Origin of the sequence: Micromonospora sp. NPDC000668, from assembly GCF_042897975.1 — a bacterium.
Lineage (GTDB): Bacteria > Actinomycetota > Actinomycetes > Mycobacteriales > Micromonosporaceae > Micromonospora.
Genome location: NZ_JBIAYP010000002.1, coordinates 507,808 through 524,265, shown reverse-complemented (window position 1 = coordinate 524,265; position 16,458 = coordinate 507,808). Strand labels below are relative to the sequence as shown.

Annotated in this window: 18 protein-coding genes; 10 read left to right on the top strand and 8 right to left on the bottom strand. The window is 72.7% G+C overall.

The features are described 5' to 3' along the window. The first annotated feature begins 61 nt into the window (after positions 1 to 61). Both ACFY29_RS11910 and ACFY29_RS11905 read left to right on the top strand, forming a co-directional pair. Positions 62 to 1,522, top strand: a complete 1,461-nt coding sequence (locus ACFY29_RS11910) for a S1C family serine protease (protein WP_386986682.1) — start codon at positions 62 to 64, stop codon at positions 1,520 to 1,522. Between the two features lie 76 nt (positions 1,523 to 1,598). Continuing rightward, entirely contained in the window at positions 1,599 to 2,021 is a 423-nt protein-coding gene (locus ACFY29_RS11905) for a preprotein translocase subunit TatB (protein ID WP_355602237.1), read from the top strand. Between the two features lie 152 nt (positions 2,022 to 2,173). On the opposite strand, the gene ACFY29_RS11900 is transcribed toward ACFY29_RS11905, so the two are convergent. The 3 genes from ACFY29_RS11900 to ACFY29_RS11890 form a co-directional block, all read right to left on the bottom strand. After that, a complete protein-coding gene (locus tag ACFY29_RS11900; RefSeq protein ID WP_109819779.1) occupies positions 2,174 to 3,322 on the bottom strand; it encodes an Mrp/NBP35 family ATP-binding protein in 1,149 nt (382 codons plus the stop codon). An 87-nt stretch (positions 3,323 to 3,409) separates the two neighbouring features. Further along, positions 3,410 to 4,060 (bottom strand): DUF1003 domain-containing protein, encoded by a 651-nt coding sequence (locus ACFY29_RS11895; protein ID WP_386985352.1) that lies wholly within the window; start codon positions 4,058 to 4,060, stop codon positions 3,410 to 3,412. Next, complete coding sequence (locus tag ACFY29_RS11890) at positions 4,053 to 5,339, bottom strand: magnesium transporter MgtE N-terminal domain-containing protein (protein ID WP_386985350.1); 1,287 nt, start codon at positions 5,337 to 5,339, stop codon at positions 4,053 to 4,055. Before ACFY29_RS11890 ends, ACFY29_RS11895 begins: the two co-directional genes overlap by 8 nt. A gap of 33 nt (positions 5,340 to 5,372) precedes the next feature. Between ACFY29_RS11890 and ACFY29_RS11885 the strand changes: the two genes are divergently transcribed. Together ACFY29_RS11885 and ACFY29_RS11880 are read left to right on the top strand one after the other, a co-directional pair. After that, complete coding sequence (locus ACFY29_RS11885) at positions 5,373 to 6,242, top strand: PhzF family phenazine biosynthesis protein (RefSeq protein WP_328423191.1); 870 nt, start codon at positions 5,373 to 5,375, stop codon at positions 6,240 to 6,242. A gap of 17 nt (positions 6,243 to 6,259) precedes the next feature. After that, positions 6,260 to 6,790: a hypothetical protein gene (locus ACFY29_RS11880; RefSeq protein WP_386985348.1), complete on the top strand. Its 531-nt coding sequence runs from the start codon at positions 6,260 to 6,262 to the stop codon at positions 6,788 to 6,790. Positions 6,791 to 6,799: 9 nt separating this feature from the next. Here ACFY29_RS11880 and ACFY29_RS11875 read toward each other — a convergent pair whose 3' ends face one another. Then, the gene (locus tag ACFY29_RS11875) at positions 6,800 to 7,507 is read right to left on the bottom strand and encodes an HAD family hydrolase (RefSeq protein ID WP_386985346.1); all 708 of its coding nucleotides are present in this window, start codon (positions 7,505 to 7,507) and stop codon (positions 6,800 to 6,802) included. 106 nt (positions 7,508 to 7,613) lie between these two features. Between ACFY29_RS11875 and ACFY29_RS11870 the strand changes: the two genes are divergently transcribed. From ACFY29_RS11870 to ACFY29_RS11860, 3 genes are all read left to right on the top strand, one after another. After that, the gene (locus ACFY29_RS11870; RefSeq protein ID WP_328423197.1) at positions 7,614 to 8,576 is read left to right on the top strand and encodes a DMT family transporter; all 963 of its coding nucleotides are present in this window, start codon (positions 7,614 to 7,616) and stop codon (positions 8,574 to 8,576) included. A 102-nt stretch (positions 8,577 to 8,678) separates the two neighbouring features. Further along, entirely contained in the window at positions 8,679 to 9,203 is a 525-nt protein-coding gene (locus tag ACFY29_RS11865; protein WP_355602251.1) for a SigE family RNA polymerase sigma factor, read from the top strand. Continuing rightward, positions 9,200 to 10,615, top strand: a complete 1,416-nt coding sequence (locus ACFY29_RS11860; RefSeq protein WP_386985343.1) for a hypothetical protein — start codon at positions 9,200 to 9,202, stop codon at positions 10,613 to 10,615. The genes ACFY29_RS11865 and ACFY29_RS11860 overlap by 4 nt, the downstream gene beginning before the upstream one ends. On the opposite strand, the gene ACFY29_RS11855 is transcribed toward ACFY29_RS11860, so the two are convergent. Then, entirely contained in the window at positions 10,612 to 10,887 is a 276-nt protein-coding gene (locus ACFY29_RS11855; protein WP_386985341.1) for a hypothetical protein, read from the bottom strand. The genes ACFY29_RS11860 and ACFY29_RS11855 overlap by 4 nt on opposite strands. Before the next feature lie 9 nt (positions 10,888 to 10,896). Further along, positions 10,897 to 11,721: an SDR family NAD(P)-dependent oxidoreductase gene (locus ACFY29_RS11850; protein ID WP_386986680.1), complete on the bottom strand. Its 825-nt coding sequence runs from the start codon at positions 11,719 to 11,721 to the stop codon at positions 10,897 to 10,899. Between the two features lie 129 nt (positions 11,722 to 11,850). On the opposite strand from ACFY29_RS11850, the gene ACFY29_RS11845 reads away from it, so the two are divergent. Further along, entirely contained in the window at positions 11,851 to 12,807 is a 957-nt protein-coding gene (locus tag ACFY29_RS11845) for a CoA ester lyase (protein ID WP_355602257.1), read from the top strand. A 67-nt stretch (positions 12,808 to 12,874) separates the two neighbouring features. Here ACFY29_RS11845 and ACFY29_RS11840 read toward each other — a convergent pair whose 3' ends face one another. Continuing rightward, positions 12,875 to 13,429 (bottom strand): DUF4190 domain-containing protein, encoded by a 555-nt coding sequence (locus ACFY29_RS11840; RefSeq protein WP_386985339.1) that lies wholly within the window; start codon positions 13,427 to 13,429, stop codon positions 12,875 to 12,877. Between the two features lie 186 nt (positions 13,430 to 13,615). Between ACFY29_RS11840 and ACFY29_RS11835 the strand changes: the two genes are divergently transcribed. After that, positions 13,616 to 14,452: an SDR family NAD(P)-dependent oxidoreductase gene (locus ACFY29_RS11835; RefSeq protein ID WP_328426269.1), complete on the top strand. Its 837-nt coding sequence runs from the start codon at positions 13,616 to 13,618 to the stop codon at positions 14,450 to 14,452. Between the two features lie 35 nt (positions 14,453 to 14,487). Here the strand turns inward: ACFY29_RS11835 and ACFY29_RS11830 are convergent, their stop codons facing one another. Then, the gene (locus tag ACFY29_RS11830; protein ID WP_355602261.1) at positions 14,488 to 15,012 is read right to left on the bottom strand and encodes a DUF4190 domain-containing protein; all 525 of its coding nucleotides are present in this window, start codon (positions 15,010 to 15,012) and stop codon (positions 14,488 to 14,490) included. Positions 15,013 to 15,189: 177 nt separating this feature from the next. Between ACFY29_RS11830 and ACFY29_RS11825 the strand changes: the two genes are divergently transcribed. After that, positions 15,190 to 16,386, top strand: coding sequence for an acyl-CoA dehydrogenase family protein (locus ACFY29_RS11825; RefSeq protein WP_386985336.1), 1,197 nt, complete (start codon positions 15,190 to 15,192; stop codon positions 16,384 to 16,386). Positions 16,387 to 16,458: the final 72 nt, after the last annotated feature.

Here is a 16,458-nt window from a genome sequence, read left to right as displayed (position 1 = left end):
CCGTCAGCTGCGACCGCGCCGGTCCGTGGCCGGGCGACGCGGCGCGGGATCCGGGGACGGACTGGGAGGCACCTACGTGACCGACGGCTGGGACTGGCGCCGGGGCGGTGAGACTCCGGCTCCGGCAACCCCGCCCGGGGCAGGGACCCCGCCGGCGGGGCCGCCGACCGCGCCGGGGGCCGGTAGCACGCCCGCGGTGTCGCCTGGTGGCCCACCGGCGGCCGGGAGCCCGCCGGTGGGATCAACGCCCGTGGCGGGCGCACCGATCGCTGGGCCGCCCACGACCTGGCCGGCACCGACGACTCCGTCGAGCGCACCCGGCACCTCGCCCTGGTGGTCGGACGCGCTGGCCGATCCGTGGCGGGACCCGGCGGCTCCGGCCGCGGTGGTGGTGCCCGCGGTGGTGATGGCCGGCACCGAGCCGGAGCCGGTCACCGACCCGGACGCACCAGGCCGTCCGACACTGCGCCATCTGCTGCTCATCCCGGTGATCACCGCGCTGCTGGCCGGCACCCTCGGCGGCGCGCTGGGCTACGCGTTCGCCGTACGCGGCGCGGCCGGCGGGACGGTTCTCGGCGGCGAACCGGCGCAGGCGCCCGCGCTGGCCCAGCGCAAGCCGGAGTCGCTGGCCGGGGTGGCCGAACGGGTCCTGCCCAGCGTGGTCACCGTGCGGGTGAGCAGCCTCGTCGGGACGAGTGAGGGCTCCGGCTTCATCGCCAGCGCGGAAGGTCATGTGATCACCAACGACCACGTGGTGGCCGGCAGCAACGGCAAGGCCTCCGTGATCTTCAACGACGGCAGCTCCGCGCCGGCGACCGTCGTTGGGCAGGACCCGGAGTCGGACATCGCGGTGATCAAGGTGAGCCGGACCGGGCTGCGGCCCGTGGAGTTCGGCGACTCCGACGCGCTGGCCGTCGGCGACCCGGTGCTCGCCATGGGCTCACCGCTCTCGCTGGCCAACACCGTCACCGCCGGCATCGTGAGCGCCCTGGACCGGACGATGCAGGCCGGGGAGCCGGGCGGTCCGGTGCGTTACTACGCGGCGATCCAGACCGACGCGGCGGTCAACCACGGCAACTCGGGTGGCCCACTGGTCGACGGCGCCGGGCGGGTGGTCGGGGTGAACTCCACCATCAAGTCGCTGGTCGCCGAGGGGCAGGAGGCCGGCAACATCGGGCTCGCCTTCGCCATCCCGATCAACCAGGCCAAGCGGGTGACCCAGGACATCATCGGCACCGGCAAGGCCCGGCGTACGGTGATCGGCGCCCAGGTCGGCGGCCCGGGCGCGGGTGCCGGCGGCGGCGTACGGCTGGCCGCCGTGGAGCCCTCCGGGCCGGCGGCCGGCGCCGGGCTGAAAGTCGGCGATGTGATCACGAAGCTCAACGGCCGGCCGATGACCGAGCCGACGGACCTGATCGCCCTGGTCCGCAAGTTCGCGCCCGGCTCGGTGGTCACCGTCGAGTTCCGGCGCGGCGCTGACCGGCAGAACGCGTCGGTCACCCTCGCCGCGGACGCGAAGTGAACAGCGGGTCACCCCCTGCCCGAAAGCGGTCTGGCGTGCGTAGTCTTGCTGCTGACGCCGAGAGGAGGCCCGCGGAATGCTCGACAACCTGAACTGGTGGGAGATCGGTGCGCTGCTGCTCCTGGCGCTGTTGATCTTCGGTGACCGGCTGCCCGGAGTCATCACCGATGGCCTGCGGCTCGTGCGTAACCTGCGCAACATGGCCCGCAACGCCACCGGCGACCTGAGTCGCGAGTTGGGCACCGACATCCAGCTCGAGGATCTGCACCCGAAGGCTTTCATCCGCAAGCACCTCCTCAGCGAGGAGGACGAGGCGGCGATCCGTAAGCCGTTGCAGGGCGTCTACGACAACCTGCGTGCGGACGTCGGCGGCGTGCACGACGAGCTGAAGGACGTGGCCAACGCGGCGGACCCGCGGTCGAAGGGGACCCGGTCCAGCACGGCCACCGGCACCCCGTCGACGCCGGCCCCCCGGGCCAGCTACGACGACGCCACCTGACCGACCCGGGCAAACGGGCCGTCACCTGACCGATCGAGCCAATCGACCCGTCACCTGACCGCCCGGTAAAACGGCCCGTCACCCTGACCGGGGCCGGCCCCTGACCGGACCCGCCGGCCGAGCGGCCGGCGGGCGAACGGTGGATCGGGCGCTCAGCGCCCGGCGGGCTTGAGGCCGAGCGGCTTGCCGAGCAGCGACTCACGGCGCAGCGCGAGCCGGTCGGCGATCGTGCCGAGTGCCTGTGCGGCCGGCGACTCCGGCTCGGCCAGCACGATCGGGTTGCCGGCGTCGCCGGCCTCCCGGACGCGGGTGTCCAGCGGGATCTGCCCGAGCAGCGGCACCTGCGCGCCGATGGTCCGGCTCAGCGACTCGGCGACCGCCGCGCCGCCGCCGGCACCGAAGATCTCCATCCGGGAGCCGTCCGGCAGCTCCAGCCAGGACATGTTCTCGATGACGCCGACCACCCGCTGGTGGGTCTGCAGAGCGATCGCACCGGCCCGCTCCGCCACCTCGGCGGCAGCGGCCTGCGGGGTGGTGACCACCAGGATCTCCGAGTTGGGCAGCAACTGGGCCAGCGAGATGGCCACGTCGCCGGTGCCCGGGGGCAGGTCGAGCAGGAGCACGTCCAGGTCGCCCCAGTAGACGTCGGCCAGGAACTGCTGCAACGCCCGGTGCAGCATCGGGCCTCGCCACACCACGGCGGCGTTGCCGGAGGTGAACATGCCGATCGAGATCACCTTCACGCCGTGCGACTGCGGCGGCATGATCATGTCCTCGACACGGGTCGGCCGGCCGTCCGCGCCGAGCATCCGGGGCACCGAGTGGCCGTAGATGTCCGCGTCGACCACGCCCACGGAGAGCCCGCGGGCGGCCAGCGCCGCAGCCAGGTTGACCGTCACGCTGGACTTGCCGACGCCGCCCTTGCCGCTGGCCACCGCGTACACGCGGGTCCGCGAGCCGGGCTGGGCGAACGGGATGACCGGCTCCTCGCTGGCGCCCCCACCGCGTAGCTGCGACTGCAACGACTGCCGCTGCTCCGGGCTCATCACACCGAAGTCGATCTCCACACCGGTCACCCCGGGCACGGCGGCGACGGCGGCGGTGATGTCCGTACGCAGCTTGTCCTTGAGCGGACAGCCCGCGACGGTGAGCAGCAGCTCGACCCGTACGACGCCACTGGCACCGATCGTCGCGGAGCGGACCATGCCCAGCTCGGTGATGGGCCGGCGGATCTCCGGGTCGTTGACGGTGGCCAGGGCGGCCTGGATCGCGTCCTCGACGGTGCTGACAGGTGCTGACATGCCCGCAATGCTACGTCGCGGGGCATCCGCTACGGCCGTTGGCCGGGAACGGTGTGAGCCAATCGATGGCCGGCCTCGGCCCCCCGGTCAGCCGTCCTGCGGGCGTGGCCCGGTGCCGTCCGGCCGGGCCTCGGAGGTGAAGTCGCCGTCCAGGTCGTCGCGGGGCTCGTCCAGCCCCGCGCCGTCGGTCGGCCGCTGGCCACGCTTCTCCTGCCGGCTGTCCTTCTGCTGCTGGCGGCGCTCCAACCGCTGTCGGCGCTGCCCCGCCTCGTCCAACTCCTCGGCCAGCCGGGTCAGCTCGGAGCGGAGGAAGTCGCGGGTGGCCACCTCACCCAGTGCGATCCGCAGCGCGGCGATCTCCCGGGCCAGGTACTCGGTGTCCGCCTTCTGCGCCGTGGCCCGCCGCCGGTCCTCCTCCAGTGCCACCCGGTCCCGGTCCGCCTGCCGGTTCTGCGCCAGCAGGATCAATGGCGCGGCGTAGCTGGCCTGCAACGACAGCACCAGGGTGAGGAACGTGAACGTGTACGGGTCGAAGCGCAGGTCGGCCGGGGCGAGCGTGTTCCAGCCGAACCAGATCGCGATCACCACCGTCATGACGACGATGAAGTTCGCGGTGCCCATGCCGCGGGCGATGCCCTCCGACCACCGGCCGAACGCCTCCGCGTCGAATCGGGGCAGCTTGATGCCCCGGGGCTCGCGTGGCTGGTCGAGCCGTTCCGCCCGCCGCTGGTCAGCCATCCGTGCCGTCCAGCACCGGGTCGGTGGCGCCCGCTGCGGCAATGGCGTCGCGGTCCCGCCAGTCACGGGGCAGCGAGTGGTCCAGTACGTCGTCCACCGTCACGGCGCCGACCAGCCGGTTGTTCCGGTCGATCACCGGCATGGCGACCAGGTCGTAGGTGGCCATCCGGCGGGTGATCTCCGGCAGCGGGGTGGTCGGGCGCAACGGATCGATGTCGTTGACCACCACCTTGCCCAGCAGGTCGGCCGGCGGTTCGCGCAGCAAGGCCTGGAAGTGCACCATGCCCAGGTAGCGGCCGGTCGGGGTGTTCTGCGGGGCCCGGGTCACGAAGACCTGGGCGGCGACGGCGGGGGAGAGCTGCGGCTCCCGGATCCGGGCGAGTGCCTCGGCGACGGTGGCGTCCGGCGGCAGGATGACCGGCTCCGAGGTCATCACGCTGCCCGCCGTGCCGGGGGTGTACTTGAGCAGTTGGCGCACCGGGTCGGCCTCGTCCGGCTCCATCAGGTCCAGCAGCACGTCCTGCTCCGGTGGGGGCAGCTCGTTGAGCAGGTCCGCGGCGTCGTCCGGGTCCATCTCCTCCAGCACGTCGGCGGCCCGTTCCCGGTCCAGCGCGGCGAGGATCTCCACCTGGTCGTGCTCCGGCAGCTCGCTGAGCACGTCGGCGAGCCGCTCGTCGTCCAGGGCCGCCGCGACCTCGTTGCGTCGCGCGTCGGGCAGGTCCTGCAAGGCGTTGGCGAGGTCTGCCGGGCGCATGTCCTCCAGTACGGCGAGCAGGTTCGCCGTCCCCCGGTTGTCGGCGATGCCGCTCAACCCGCGCACCCGGTCCCACTCCACCTGGTGCAGGTGGCCGCGGCGGCTGAGCCGGCCGGTCTGCTCGCGGACCGCGACCCGGGTGAGCGACCACTCGCCGCCCCGGGCACATTCCATGGCGACGTCCACCACCGCGCCGGGCTGGCCGCCCGGTTCGAGCTGCACCCGCCGGTCCAGCAGCTCCTGGAGCACCAACAGCTCGTTCGGGCGCTTCTCGAAGCGCCGCAGGTTGAGGGTGCCGGAGCCGAGCACGACGGCGTCCGCGTCGATGGACGTGATCCGGTTGATGGACAGGAAGATCCGCCGACGCATCGGCATCTCGGCGACCAGGCCTACGACCTCCGGGGGACGCGAGGTCGCCCGCAGCCGGGCAACGGCGTCGCGGACCCGGCCCACCTGGTCACCGTTCGGGTCGAAGACGGCGACTCCGGCGAGACGGGCGATGTAGACCCGGGTCGGCGTGCTCACAGGCACCAGCCTAAGCGCCTAGTGTTTATCAACATGTCGACCTTGGCCTACGAGATCGTGGACGTCTTCACCGACCGCCCCTTCGCCGGCAACCCGCTGGCCGTGGTGTTTGGCGCGGAGGCGTTGGCCACCGAGCAGATGCAGGCGCTCGCGCTGGAGTTCAATCTCTCCGAGACCGTGTTCGTGCTGCCCCCGACCCAGTTCGGTGCCACCTACCGGGCACGGATCTTCACGCCGGTCGAGGAGTTGCCGTTCGCCGGGCACCCCAGCGTCGGCGCGGCGGTCACCGCGAGCCGGCGCGGAATGTTCGGTGTGGGGCAGGTCACCCAGGAGTGCGGCGCCGGCGTGCTGCCGATCGAGGTGACCGCGTCCGGGGCGACGCTGACCGGTGGCAGCGCCACGCTCGGCCCCGAGTTGGACCCGGAGCCGCTGCTGGAGATCGCCGGGCTGGTGGCGGACGACCACGCCGGGCCCGCGCCACGGGTCGCCGGCTGCGGGCTGGAGTTCCCGTACCTGCCGGTGCGGCCGGAGTCGGTGGCCCGGGCGCGGGTGAACCCGGCGGCGGCGGAGCGGTACGGGGTGGCGCATGTCAGCGTCTTCTCCTGGGACCCCACCGCGCAAACCGCGCACGCCCGGGTCTTCGTGCCGGGGCTCGGCGTACCGGAGGACCCGGCGACCGGCTCGGCGGCGCTCGGTCTCGGTGTCTGGCTGGTGGCCAGCGGCCTGCTGCCCGGCGACGGGCTGTCCCGCTACGCGGTGCGCCAGGGTGTGGAGATGAACCGTCCGTCCGCGTTGTCCTGCACGGTCACCGCGGCGAACGGCGTGGCGGTCGGCGCGACCGTCGCCGGCCAGGTGATGCCGGTGGCGCGCGGCGAGATCGCCGTGCCACCCTTCGTGGGCTGACCGGTGCGGAGGTGTCCATGCGGGAGAATGCGGGTGTGACGAACGAGGATGCCCCCGGTGGCACGCCGCTGGTCGACGAGGCGATGAAGAAGGCCGCCGTGGCCTGGGTCAGCGTGCCCGGCGGTCCGGCGCTCGCGCTCTGGTGCGCGCCGCTGGAGGGCGCGTTGTTCGTGGTCAGCGGGCCGGGCGAGCAGGCCGCGCCCGGGCTGGCCGACGCGACCGAGGCGCAGGTCACGCTGCGCGGCGACCACGGCGGCCGGATCGTCACCTGGCCGGCCCGGGTGACCCGGGTGCAGCCGGGCACCGAGGCGTGGGACACCACCGCGCCGCTGGTGGCGGGGAAGCGGCTCAACGCGTCGGGCCCTACCGCCGACCTGGTGGCCCGGTGGGCCGCGGACGGCTGTGCGGTGAACCGGCTCGCCCCTGCCGGCGAGCCGCTGGCCGGCGCCGACCTGCCGGCCGACGCGCAGGCCGAGCCGCCCCGGGACAGCCCGGCGGTACGGGCCACCCGCAAGCCGTTCCGCCTGCACCGGGTCCGCCGCCGCTGACCCAGCGCCTCAGCCGGCCCCGGCACGGACGACCTGGGCGTCGACGAGGTCGAGCACCTCGCGCAGCGTGCCGAGCGTCGGTCCACGCCACTCCCGGTCGGCGTTGAACACCATGTGCTCGCCGAGGTCGGGCGCGGCGAGCCGGACCGCGGTCATCCCGGCCCGCTCGGCGCCGGTCAGTTCCTGGCTGCCACCGTCGCCGACGTACAGGCAGTCCTGCGGCGCCAGCCTGAGCCGCTGGCACGCCGTCAGGTACAGCGCCGGGTCCGGCTTGCACTGTCCGACCTGCACGGAGAAGACCCGCACGTCGAGCAGCGGGGCGACCGCGAGCTGCGGCAGGAAGGCCGGCAGTTCGTGCGTACAGTCGCTGATCACGCCGGTGTGCAGGCCGCGCTGGCGCAGCGCCGCCAACACGGGCACCGCGTCGGCCCGCAGCCGGGTGTCCGCCCGCACCGCCCGGTGCCGGGACGCCACCGCCGCGCGCACCGCATGGTCGCTGGGGTGTACGCCGGCCTGGGCGCACACCCAACGCAGGGTCGCCTCCGCGTTGCCGAGCCGGCCGGTGGCCCGCTCGTAGTACGTGCGGTTCAGCACCTCGGTCAGCGTGTCGGTGGGGCAGCCGAGCAGCTCGGCGGTGCCGAGATGTGCGACGCCGCGCTGCACCGAACGGGTCAGTGTGCCGAAGAAATCGAACAGCACAGCCTGGTAGCTGGGCATGGGGGAGCGCCTCCGGGCGGTCGGGGGGTCGCCGGCGCGGACCTGCGTGATCGTAACGGAGTGCTGACGTTCCGTGGTGTCCGCGGTCGTGTGAGGATTCCTACTCGTGCCCTCTCCTTCGCCTCGCCCGCCCCTGGATCCGCTGACCACCGGCGCCGTCGGCCTGGCCGTGGTCGCCGTGTCGTCGTCCGCGCCGTTGATCGCCTACGCCGCCGCTCCAGCGCTGGCCATCGCGTTCTGGCGCAACCTGCTCGCGGTGGCCGTGCTGAGCCCCTTCTCGCTGGCCCGACGCCGCGCCGAGTTCCGCAGGCTGACCGTGGGTGTGGGCCGGCGGGAGGGGCTGTTCTGCGTACTCTCCGGGGTCGCGCTGGCCGCGCACTTCGCCACCTGGATGCCGAGCGCGCAGCTCACCTCGGTCGCCACGGCCACCGCCCTGGTCGCCACCCAGCCGGTCTGGCAGGGGCTGATCGCACGCGCCCAGGGCCGCCGGCTGCCCCGGGTGGTCTGGATCGGCATCGCGGTGGCGGTGGGCGGCGCGGTGATCGCCACCGGCGCGGACGTCGGCATCTCCGGGCGGGCCGTCCTCGGTGACCTGCTGGCCGTGACCGGCGGCATCTTCGCGGCCGTCTACACGGCGTTCGGCGAACGGGCCCGGGCCAGCATCAGCACCACCACGTACACCACCATCTGCTACGGGATCTGCGCGCTGATCCTGCTGGTGGTCTGCCTGCTCGGCGGCGTGCGGATGACCGGCTTCGACGGGCGCACCTGGCTGGCCATCCTGGCGCTGGTGGCCGGCGCCCAACTGCTCGGCCACTCGATGTTCAACTACGCCCTGCACCGGATCCCGGCGACCACGGTCAGCGTGCTGATCCTGCTGGAGGTGCCCGGCGCCGCCCTGCTCGCCTGGGTCTGGCTGGATCAGCTGCCCCGCCCGTACGCGCTGCTGGGGATGGCGCTGCTGCTGGTCGGTGTCGCGGTGGTGGTGCTCGGCGGCGCCCGGGCCGGTCGCCGCGCCACGCCGCCGCCAACCCCGCTCCCCGCCGACGCCGCTCCGCTGGGCGACTGACCGCCCGGCGCCTGGCGGATCCAGGACGATCGAGAAATGTGGGCACCGGCTCCCTCCGCGGCGGGCCCGCCCAGCGTCTGTCCGGGTGAGGAGGGCGATCCGTTGACGACTGAGGACCGCACCCGGGACGGCTTCGCCGACTTCGTCCGGGCGGAGACCGCCGGGCTGACCCGGTTCGCGTACCTGCTGACCGGTGATCGGCACCACGCCGAGGATCTGGTCCAGGTGGCGCTGGCGCGGGTGGCGGTGCGGTGGGAACGGATCGACGATCCGGCCGCATACCTGCGTCGGGTGCTCTGCACACAGGCGGCCAGCTGGTGGCGGTGGCGGCGGGCCCGGCCGCCGGAGCGACTGGGCGCCGCGCTACCGGAGCGGACGGGTCCGGGCGACGACACCGACCTGCGGCTGGTGCTGCGGGCGGCGCTGGACCGGCTGACCGTACGCCAGCGCGCGGTCCTGGTCCTGCGCTACTACGAGGATCGCACCGAGACCGAGACCGCCGTGCTGCTCGGCTGTCGGGTCGGCACCGTGAAGAGCCAGACCCGCCACGCCCTCGGGCGGCTGCGTGTCCTCGCCCCCGAGTTGGCCGAGCTGGTCGGCCGTAGCCCGCAGGAGGTGGCCCGATGACCGCCCGGCTCTCCGAGGCGCTGCGCCACCTCGCCGACGACGTGCCGCCGGCCGCCGTACCGGAAGGGCTCTTCGACGCGGCACGCACCCGGCACCGCCGCCGGCGGGCGGCCGTGGCCGGCGCGTTCGCCGTCCTGGTCCTGCTTCTTGGCACCGGGTACGCGTTGCACCCGGTGTCCCTGCCGGCGCCTGCTGGCCCGTATTCAGACGCACCCGGCCTGCCGACCCGACTCGTCGACCCGCCGCTGCGTACCGCCACGGTGCGGGACTCGGCACCCGGGGCGGCGGCCATGCTCTTCGGCGGTCCGGCCGTGCGCACCGACTGGTTCGAGACCCGAATGGGTGTGGTGGCCGCCGACGCCGACCGGTACCGGGTGCTGGACGCCGGTCCGCTCGTCCCGGGCTTCGACGCGCTGCTCTCCCCGGACGGCCGGTACGCCTGGATCGGCGCGTCACTGCTGGACCTGACGTCCGGACGGTTCACCCCGGACCGTACGGACGGGTACCCGCTCGCCTTCGCGCCGGATGGTGAGCGGCTCGTGTACGCCGACGATGAGGCCACGTTCACCCCGCCGAACACGTACACCACCCCGTACGTCGGGGTCTACGACCGGGAGCTTCGGACGGACGTGCTGCGGGTGCCGGTGGGTACCGCCTGGATTCCGCCGGGACGCACGGCGGCGCTCTCCCCGGACGGCGGCGAGCTGGCCCTCCAGGTTCGCGACGAGGTCTGGCTCACCCGGGTCGCCGACGCCGGCGCCGACCGTGCCGCCGAGCCATACCGGAAGCTGCCGCTGGCCGGCGGCCGGCTCGCCGGGGCCGGGTCCTGGCTGCCGGACGGGCGGTCGGTGGCCGTCCTGAGCCGGTCCACCTGCACCGACTGTCCGGTGCCGTCCTACCGGCGTACCTGGACGCTGGCCCTGCGGTCCATCGTCGACGACACACCGCAGGCCGGCCAGGCCTTTCCGCCGCTGCGCTCCCGTACGTTCGTGCAACTGCTCGGCTGGCGTTCGGCGGACGAAGCGGTCGCGCTGGTCGGCGTGCCCGGCCCGGAGGCGGTCGACCGGCCGGAGGACCACGACATCTCCTGGGGTCCCTATCACGAGCCCGGCACGAGCTCGGTGGAACTCGTGGTGCTGCGCCGGGGCGCACCCGCGCCGGAGGTGCTCTTCCACACTCCGGAAGGCATCACCGACCTGACGGTCGCCGCCGACCTCGCGGTCGACGGCGCGATACGCGAGGCTGGCCGCCCCGACTACGGACCGTTGCCGTTCTGGCTGCTCGCCGTGGGGTTCGTCGTGGCGCTCGTGGTCGCCCTGCCCGTGCTGTCGCTGTTGCGGCGCTGGCGTGGTCGACGGCTCCACCGGCGCGTCGAGGCCGTACCCCCGCAGCCGCATCCCGACAACGGCTAGCCCTCGTGCACCTCGACTACCCGGGTGGTCGGCGCGGCTTCGCCGAGGCCGGCGCGCAGCGCCGCCCGCTCCGGGTCGGCGAGGAACGCCTCGTACCCGGCTCGGGCGTCGAACCCGATCAGGTGGACCTCGGTCCGCCCGTCGGTGCCGCGCAGCCGCCGTTCCAGCCGGCCGCCGTGCCGCCCGAGCAGGGCCAGCACCATGTCCTCGTAACGCTGCCCGGCAGCCTCGGCTCCGGCGGAGAACTCGACCAGCGCGACCAGATTCAGCATGACGGCACCCTATTCGGCGATGCCGACGGCCTTGGCGCTGGCCGCCCAGAGTCGGGCCGCGAGCTGCGGATCGGCGGCTTTGCGGTACGGCTGGCGCAGCCGACGGTCGGCGTAGTAGCCACCGTCGACCAGTCGAGCCGGGGCCTGGTTGGCGAGCCAGACGAGGGTCTCGGCGCCCTTCTCGGGGCTGCGGAACGGCAGGATCCGCATGCCGAGGGCGACCACCCGACTGTCGTTCGCGAACCGGGTCCGCACCACTCCCGGGTGGAAGCTGTGTGCCGGGATGTCCGGCCAACGGCGGGCAGCCTCGGCGGTGAACAGGATGTTCGCCTGCTTGCTGGTGCCGTACGCGACCAGCGGCCGGTAGCGACGCAGCGGCTTGTTCAGGTCGTCCGGGTCCAACACGCCGCTGCGGTGCGCGCCGGAGGCGGTGACCACCATCCGGCCGATCCGGTCGGCGAGCAGGTTGGTCAGCAGGAACGGGGCCAGGTGATTGGCCTGGATCGACAGCTCGAAGCCGTCGACGGTGGTGAGCGGTTGGAGTGCGATCGCACCCGCGTTGTTGGCCAGCACGTCGATCCGGTCGTACGCCTCCCGCAGCCGCTCGGCGAGGCGGCGCACGTCATCCAGCACGGCGAAGTCGGCCCGGAACAGCTCCGGACGCTCGCCCGAGTTCTCCCGTACCCGTTCCGCCGCGGCCTGCAAGCGGGCCGGGTCCCGCCCGACCAGCACCACCCGGTCACCACGGCACGCCAGGTTGACGGCGGCGGCCAGCCCAATGCCGGAGCTGGCCCCGGTCACCACCACCAGTCGACGCTCAGTGAGATCTTCCACAGGTCCATTCACCCCGGTCATGGCGCGAGGTTACCGTGGCGTCACCACGCCCTTTGGGATCGTTAAGTTTCTCGGATCTGTCATCAGGTGGCGTCGGCGTGCCCGCCGGACGCTGGAAGGAGTCCATCCATGGCCGCAGTCGGTCGTCCCCGTCGGTCCTGCCTCGCCGTACCGGGTTCCAGCGTCAAGATGCTCGGCAAGGCGCAGGGACTCCCGGCCGACCAGGTCTTCCTCGACCTGGAGGACGCCGTCGCCCCGCTGGCCAAGCCGGATGCGCGCAAGAACATCGTGGCCGCGCTCAACGAGGGTGACTGGGCCGGCAAGACCCGGGTCGTCCGGGTCAACGACCTGACCACCCCGTGGACCTACCGGGACGTCATCGAGGTGGTCGAGGGCGCCGGCGCGAACCTGGACTGCATCATGCTGCCGAAGGTGCAGACCGCCGCTCAGGTGCAGTGGCTGGACCTGACGCTCACCCAGATCGAGAAGACGCTCGGCCTGGAGGTCGGCCGGATCGGTATCGAGGCGCAGATCGAGAACGCCGCCGGTCTGGTCAATGTGGACGCCATCGCCGCCGCCTCGCCCCGGGTGGAGACCATCATCTTCGGCCCGGCCGACTTCATGGCCTCGATCAACATGAAGTCGCTGGTGGTCGGCGCGCTGATCCCGGACTACCCGGGCGACCCGTACCACTACATCCTGATGCGGATCCTGATGGCCGCCCGGATGCACGACAAGCAGGCCATCGACGGCCCGTTCCTGCAGATCCGGGACGTGGACGCCTTCCGCGAGGTAGCCAAGCGCTCGGCGGCGCTGGGCTTCGACGGCAAGTGGGTGCTGCACCCGGGCCAGATCGACGCCGCCAACGAGGTCTACCAGCCAGCGCAGTCCGACTACGACCACGCCGAGCTCATCCTGGACGCCTACGAGCACTACACCTCGGAGGCCGGTGGCCGGCTCGGCGCGGTGATGCTCGGCGACGAGATGATCGACGAGGCGTCCCGCAAGATGGCGCTGGTGGTCTCCGCCAAGGGCCGGGCCGCCGGCATGAGCCGGACCTCGTCGTTCACCCCGCCGGCGGAGTGAGTGCGCTGGGCCGGGACGACCGCCAGCGGCTGTCGTCCCGGCCCCGGTACGCCGGCCGGCCCATCGATCAGTAGCTGCTGTCGCTGCCGGCACTCGTCGTGACCGCAAAGACGATCGCGGCGATGTAGAAGGCGATCACCACCACCAACAGCCCGGTGAGGATCCAGCCGATGATGATGGCTGCCTTCGCCATCCCTTCACCGCCCTCGCCACTGGCCTGGATCTGCTTGCGCGCCACGTGACCGAGGATCGCGCCGACCGGCGCGGTGATGCAGGACGTGAAGCCCAGCAGGGCCAGCACGAACGCCGCGAGGGCCATCCCGTTGGTCTTCGGCGGAGGCGGGTAGCCGTAGCCGGGGTACTGCGGCGGATAGCCGGGCTGGGCGTATCCGGGCTGGACGTATCCGGGCTGGGCGTATCCGGGCTGGGCGTAGCCGGGCATGGGCTGCCCCGGCGGCAGCTGCCCACCGGCGTACGGGTCGACCGGCGCGTACGGGTCCGCGGGGCCGGCTTGGGTGGGCACCGGCTGCCCGGCCACGAGGGTCGGGTCGACCGGTGGGCTCGACTGCGGACCCGACCACGTGGGATCGGTCCAGCCGCCGGGCGGTGGGGGATTGGTCATGCGAACTCTCCGTCAGGTCGGGTGCGCCCGTCAGGGTAGCCAGCGGCGGCGAAACCCGATGCCCCTGCTACCGGGTGCCGCGTTGCCCGGGCCGGTCGCAACGGGCAGGATCCTGGCATGGCAATCGACGCGCGAGCCGCGGATCGTTCCGGCAGTCGACCGAGGCGGGACGTCAGCCGCCCGGGTGTGGCCCGGCGTGGCCGCGCGGCTACACCGGCCGGCTCCCCCGGCCCCGACGAGCCGGTACCGCTCACCGACCCGGTGACCATGCGGCTCGACGGGCGGGTTGCCCTGGTGACCGGGGCGGGCAGCCCGGACGGCATCGGGTACGCCACGGCCCGCCGACTCGCGGACCTGGGCGCCCGGGTGGCCATCGTCTCCACCACCCGGCGCATCCACGAGCGGGCCACCGAGCTGGGGGTGACCGGTTTCGTCGCGGACCTGACCGACGAGTCCGAGGTCGGCGCGCTGGCCGACGCGGTCGCCGAGCAGTTGGGCGACGTCGAGGTGCTGGTCAACAACGCCGGCCTCGCCAGCCGGGCCAGTCCGGAGGTGCTGCGACCGGTCGCGCAGCTCAGCTACGACGAGTGGCGCGGCGAGATCGACCGCAACCTGACCACCGCCTTCCTGTGCAGCCGCGCCTTCATCGGCGGGATGGCCGAGCGGGGCTGGGGGCGGATCGTCAACCTGTCGGCCACCGCCGGCCCGGTCAACGCCCTGCCCACCGAGGCCGCGTACGCGGCGGCGAAGGCCGGGGTGGTCGGGCTGACCCGGGCACTGGCCATGGAGATGATCGCCGATGGGGTGACCGTGAACGCGGTGGCGCCCGGCACCATCTACACCGCGGCGTCCACGATGGCCGAGATCAAGCAGGGGCTGGGCACGCCGGTCGGTCGACCGGGCACCCCGGACGAGGTCGCCGCCGCCATCAGCTTCCTCTGCTCGCCGGCCGCCTCGTACATCACCGGCCAGATGCTGGTGGTGGACGGCGGCAACAGCGTCCGCGAGGCCCGGTTCCGCTGATCGGTCCGGTTCACGCGGACGGCGTTCGTCGCCGTTCAGTAGCCGCCGCTGTCGCCGGTGTTGCCGATGAGGACCAGGGCCAGCCAGCCACAGCAGGCCAGCAGGGTGAGCCCGGTGAAGACGTAGCCGAGGATCAGCCCCCAGGTGGCGAGCTGGTCGCCCTCCTCGCCGCTGGTCCGGATCTGCCGCTTGGCCACATGGCCGAGGACGGCGCCGGCCGGGGGGAACACGAAGGCGAACACCAGCGACAGGATCGCCAGCACGTTGGTGCCCCGACCTGGTCCGGACGACGGGGGGCCGTACTGACCGTAGGGGCCCTGCGGGGGGTACGGCGGCTGCGCCGGCTGGTGTGGCCCCTGCTGCCCGTACGGCGACGGGTCGTCCGCGGGTGGGCCGTACGGTGAGCGCTCCGGCGGCCCGAACGACGACTGGTCCGGCGGCGGAGGGTACGGCGACTGGCCTGCCGGCGGCGGCGCGTAGGGCGACTGGTCCCGGGGTGGCTCGTAGGGTGACGGCGGCTGCTCGTCCCCGGGCGGTCCCGACGGCGGCGGGTAGCTCACGGCTGTCCTCCTCCTGCCGGTGCCGGAAAAGTCCCTCTTGCCGGACGCTACCCGCAGCGGTGAACCTTTTCACAGCGGTTGTGTGGACTGGTCACCTTGGCCTCGCCGGCCCCGGAGGCCGATACTGACCCAGCGTTCAGTTACCCATGAGTAGTGCGCTGATCCCCGGAGGCTGAGATGGCCCGACTCGCCCAGACGCCCGGCCTCACCGATGTGCAACGGTCGATCCTGGAGACCGTCCGGGAGTTCGCCGACAAGGAGATCATCCCGCACGCCCAGCGGCTGGAGCACGCCGACGAGTACCCCACCGACATCCTCGACGGGATGCGCGAGATGGGGTTGTTCGGCCTCACCATCGACGAGGAGTACGGCGGGCTGGGCGAGTCGCTGCTCACCTACGCGCTGGTGGTGGAGCAGCTGTCCCGGGGCTGGATGTCAATCTCCGGCATCGTCAACACCCACTTCATCGTGGCGTACCTGATCTCCCAGCACGGCTCGGCCGAGCAGAAGGACCGACTGCTGCCGAAGATGGCCACCGGCGAGGTGCGCGGCGCCTTCTCGATGTCCGAGCCGGAGACCGGTTCCGACGTCTCGGCGATCAAGTCCCGCGCGGTCCGCGACGGCGACCGCTACGTGCTCAACGGACAGAAGATGTGGCTGACCAACGGCGCGTACTCCTCCGTGGTGGCCACTCTGGTCAAGACCGACACCGGTGCCGAGTCGGTGTACGGCAACATGAGCACCTTCCTGCTGGAGAAGGAGCCGGGCTTCGGCGAGACGGCACCCGGGCTGACCATCCCCGGCAGGATCGAAAAGATGGGCTACAAGGGTGTCGAGACCACCGAGATGGTGCTCGACGGCGTGACCGTGCCCGACTCGGCGATCCTCGGCGGCGCCGACAAGGTGGGCCGAGGCTTCTACCAGATGATGGACGGCATCGAGGTGGGCCGCGTCAACGTCGCCGCCCGCGCCTGCGGCATCTCCATCCGCGCCTTCGAGCTGGCAGTCGGCTACGCCCAGCAGCGCAAGACCTTCGGCCAGCCGCTCGCCAAGCACCAGGCCATCGCCTTCAAGCTCGCCGAAATGGGCACGAAGATCGAGGCCGCGCACGCCCTCATGGTCAACGCCGCCCGGCTCAAGGACGCCGGCCAGCGCAACGACGTCGAGGCCGGAATGGCCAAGCTGCTCGCCTCCGAGTACTGCGCCGAGGTGGTCCAGGAGGCGTTCCGCATTCACGGCGGCTACGGCTACTCCAAGGAGTACGAGATCGAGCGGCTGATGCGGGAGGCCCCGTTCCTGCTCATCGGCGAGGGCACCTCGGAGATCCAGAAGACCATCATCTCCCGCGGCCTGCTCAAGGAGTACAAGCTCTGATCCGCGCCCGCCCTGTCGGTCTCGAGCGTGATGACTCTGAGGTATCAATATGACTCTGAGGTATCACGCTCG